General features: G+C 47.4%; 5 protein-coding genes. 4 read left to right on the top strand and 1 reads right to left on the bottom strand.

Annotated elements, in window-relative coordinates; translation table 11 throughout:
- From serS to rpsN, 4 genes are all read left to right on the top strand, one after another.
- A partial coding sequence (gene serS / locus H6S82_RS21800) for a serine--tRNA ligase (protein ID WP_191056693.1) occupies positions 1-755 on the top strand: 755 nt, incomplete at its 5' end.
- 39 nt (positions 756-794) lie between these two features.
- Positions 795-2,132, top strand: a complete 1,338-nt coding sequence (rseP, locus tag H6S82_RS21795; protein ID WP_190465052.1) for an RIP metalloprotease RseP — start codon at positions 795-797, stop codon at positions 2,130-2,132.
- Positions 2,129-2,797 carry an endonuclease III gene (gene nth, locus H6S82_RS21790; protein ID WP_190465051.1) on the top strand — a complete coding sequence of 223 codons (669 nt, stop codon included), beginning with the start codon at positions 2,129-2,131 and terminating at the stop codon, positions 2,795-2,797. Before rseP ends, nth begins: the two co-directional genes overlap by 4 nt.
- 95 nt (positions 2,798-2,892) lie before the next feature.
- Entirely contained in the window at positions 2,893-3,195 is a 303-nt protein-coding gene (gene rpsN / locus H6S82_RS21785) for a 30S ribosomal protein S14 (RefSeq protein ID WP_190465050.1), read from the top strand.
- 118 nt (positions 3,196-3,313) lie between these two features.
- Here the strand turns inward: rpsN and H6S82_RS21780 are convergent, their stop codons facing one another.
- The gene (locus tag H6S82_RS21780; protein WP_190465049.1) at positions 3,314-3,643 is read right to left on the bottom strand and encodes a hypothetical protein; all 330 of its coding nucleotides are present in this window, start codon (positions 3,641-3,643) and stop codon (positions 3,314-3,316) included.
- Positions 3,644-4,023: the final 380 nt, after the last annotated feature.

Genomic DNA, 4,023 nt, shown 5'->3' with positions numbered 1-4,023 from the left:
CCCTGATTAGCTTTATGCTTGACAAACAGACTCAAGCAGGCTATGTGGAAGTAATTCCCCCACTTTTAATCAACAGCCAATCTCTTACCGCCACCGGTCAGTTGCCTAAATTTGCCGAAGAAAGCTTTAAGTGCCAAGCTGACGATTTGTGGCTGCTTCCCACCGCAGAAGTCCCCGTCACCAATCTCTACCGCGACGAAATCCTAGATGCCTCCCAACTCCCCATCTACCATTGCGCCTACACCCCCTGCTTTCGGCGAGAAGCAGGTGCATACGGTAAAGACACGCGGGGGTTAATCCGACTGCATCAATTTAACAAAGTCGAACTCGTTAAATTTGTTCATCCCGAAACTTCCGAGGCAGAACATGAATCCCTCGTTGGCAATGCCGAAGCGATTTTACAAGCCCTACAACTGCCTTATCGGGTAATCGAACTTTGTACCGCCGATTTGGGCTTTTCCTCCCGGAAAACCTACGATTTGGAAGTCTGGTTGCCTTCGGCAGGCAAATATCGGGAAATATCCAGCTGCTCGAATTTTGGAGACTTTCAGGCGCGGCGCGGTAGCATCCGCTTCAAAGAAGCCGGGAAGAAAGGAACCCAGTTCGTGCATACTCTCAACGGTTCTGGACTGGCAGTAGGTCGCACAATGGCCGCAGTTCTGGAGAACTATCAACAACCGGACGGCACAGTCAAAGTTCCGGAAGTGCTGCGATCGTATCTGCGGCTAGAGGTGCTTACTGGAGGGGCAACGTAGAATAAAGAAATGTATAGCTAATTCGCACTAATTTTTTCTATGTCAGTTTTGGCGACGATCGCAGTCTTGGCGGTTCTAATTTTGGTTCACGAGCTCGGTCATTTTATGGCCGCTCGTTTTCAGGGAATCCACGCCAATCGCTTCTCGCTCGGATTTGGCCCTATTCTGTGGAAGTATCAAGGCCCAGAAACCGAGTACGCCATTCGTGCTTTTCCCTTGGGTGGATTTGTCGGCTTTCCCGATGATGAGCCCGATAGCAAGTATCCCCCCGATGACCCGAATCTGCTCAGCAATCGCCCCGTCCTGGATCGGGCGATCGTGATTAGCGCAGGCGTAATCGCCAACCTGATCTTTGCCTACTTAGTGCTAGTAGCGCAATTTGGGGTAATCGGAATGCCCGAAGCCTCCCAGCCAGGAGTTTTGGTTCCCCAGCTTGTCGCAGAAGTTACTCAAGTGACTGGTGAAGCTGAATCGGCAGGCATCAAACCTGGTGATGTAATTTGGGTCAACGGTAAAAGATTTGGATTCTCAATTAACGAGAACAACTCCCAGGCGGAACTTATCGCCACTACTTCAGGCGAACCAATTCAACTGAAAGTTAATCGTAACAACGAACAAGTTGACTTTTCTCTGACTCCCAAGTTAGGTGCAGATGGCAAAGGGCATTTGGGTATCCAGCTTGCTCCCAGCGTGGCAGCAGTAGCGGGAATCCAGCCAGGTGACGTTATCTTGGCCGCTAACGGCAAACAGTTCGGTCGTTCCCTCAAAGAAGAAGCTGTTCTTAAGCAATTAATTAGAAGTAGTGCAGGTCAGCCAATTCAATTTACTATTCAGCGTGGCTCCAGCAAATTGTCTCTGACCGCTACTCCCATCCAGGGAACAGATGGCGAAGCTCGCATCGGGATTGCCCTTGCCCCTAATGGGCCAAAGGATAAGCCGGTTGTTTATCGTCGCCCGCACGACATTTTTGAGGTTTTCAGTCTTGCTGCTGAAGAATTTCAGCACATCGCTACTTTGACCGTTCAAGGCTTTGGGCAGTTGATCGGTAACTTTCAAGAAACAGCTTCCCAAGTAGCTGGCCCGGTGAAGATTGTCGAAATTGGTGCAAATATTGCTAAATCGGACATCACCCAATTGTTTCGATTTGCTGCACTGATTAGCATCAACCTTGCCGTTATCAACATCTTGCCCTTACCTGCTTTAGATGGCGGTCAATTGGCTTTTCTGTTTATCGAAGCTGTTCGAGGTAAACCATTGCCCAGTAAAATTCAGGACGGCGTAATGCAAACAGGCTTGATGTTACTTTTGGGCTTGGGAATTTTTCTGATTGTCCGCGATACCGCTAACTTGGAAGGGGTGCAAAATTTGTTTCGGTGAGCATTACTCGCAAATGGGCTGCTAAACAGCAACGTGCTTTAGAAATTTTGATTCGTCTTCAGCGTCTCTATCCAGATGCGACTTGTACGCTCAATTATGAGACGCCCGTACAACTGCTGGTGGCGACGATTCTATCGGCTCAATGTACGGATGAGCGGGTAAATAAGGTGACACCCGCTTTGTTTGCCCGCTTTCCGGATGCGCCAGCTATAGCCAGTGCGGATATCCAAGATCTGGAGAGTTTGGTGCGTTCCACGGGATTTTACCGCAATAAGGCTAAAAATATTCAAGGTGCCTGTAGAGCGATCGTCGAAAAATTTGGCGGCAAGGTGCCAAAACGAATGGAAGAATTGCTGGAATTACCGGGAGTTGCCCGGAAAACGGCTAATGTAGTTTTGGCTCACGCTTATGGTATACATCAAGGCGTTACTGTAGACACCCACGTCAAGCGCCTCAGCTACCGATTGGGTTTGACAGAAGAAACAGATCCCATCCGTGTGGAGCGAGATTTAATCCGACTCTTACCTCAGCCTGATTGGGAAAATTGGTCAATTCGGTTAATTTACCACGGTCGGTCTATTTGTATGGCCAGGAATCCTAACTGTTCTTCTTGCGCTCTTGCCGACCTCTGTCCCTCTGCTTCTGAGCCCCAACGGCATTCTTAAGCGCTAAATAAGCTAAAACTTCTCGAACCTTACCAGCCGCTAAAAGTTAATATAGAAAATGCTGTCTTCATTACTTACAGGAACGATAAGCATTAATGGCTAAAAAAAGCATGATCGAGCGCGAGAAGAAGCGCAAAAAACTGGCCGAGAAGTACGCTGCCAAACGCGAAGCTTTAGAAGATGCGTTCGCACAAGCAGCTACCCAGCAGCAAAAGCTGGAAATCCACCGCCAAATACAACAACTGCCGCGCAACAGTGCCCCCACTCGCCAGCGCAACCGTTGCTGGGTAACAGGTCGCCCCAGAGGTACTTATCGGGATTTTGGTCTATCTCGCAACGTGATGCGGGAATGGGCACACACAGGTTTGCTACCCGGTGTGGTGAAGTCAAGCTGGTAGCTAGATTTTGGATTTTGGATGAATGGATTTTAGATCGATTGGTGGCTCGTCGGTTCGATCTCATCTCTGATTGTGCTGCTAGCCCCAATCCAAAATCTAAAATCTAAAATCTAAAATTCTATTGGCCGCAGCAGCGATCGATTCCCAGACTGTCTAAAAGCAAGTCGCTTACAGCATTGGCGATCGCAAACTCGCTATAAAAACTTTTAGAGAAGTCAAACGCCTGCATTTCCGTTAGGATAGCAATCACGAGGGAGCCCAGATCGTTTTCTCCTTCTAATCTTTGTCGGACATATATCTGGGCTGCCCGCCTTGCAATTTCCTGATTGACTGCTTCTGGGATAAACTCTTCATTGAGCCATCTATGTAAAGACTTTTGCAGCCATTCTCCTTCCTGCTGCGGATTTTGGCTAGGTGGCAAAGTAATTGGTGGAATTGGTTCGGACATCTTCGCGATCGGCTATTGGCTATCAGCTATCAGCTTATATCTTTTCCGCTTAAGCCGGAATCCCGAAGACTGAGAATTATGGCGTACCTTTAGCAACAGGCTTATCTAAAAAATCATTTGACTCTCCCGTACATAGTGCGATAACTAAAGCTAATTGATTGTTCCAAACCATTGCCCAGTTAGCATTTCTATTCCCAATGTCCAATGCCGAAAAAAATGGGTTTTCTATAGTAAGTAGGCAAGATATTTTTGTTTAAGCTTATCTTCAAAAATATTTGTTTTTAGCAACTTGGCAAACATTTTATTTTGGGCAGGGATCGGATAGTTTTAATGGGTATGATAAGCAGCAATATTATCCTCATTTATCCCAACAAGATATA

The organism is Planktothrix sp. FACHB-1355 (genome assembly GCF_014748295.1).
Lineage (GTDB): Bacteria > Cyanobacteriota > Cyanobacteriia > Cyanobacteriales > Aerosakkonemataceae > Aerosakkonema > Aerosakkonema funiforme_A.
This window is presented reverse-complemented; position numbering and strand designations above follow the sequence as displayed.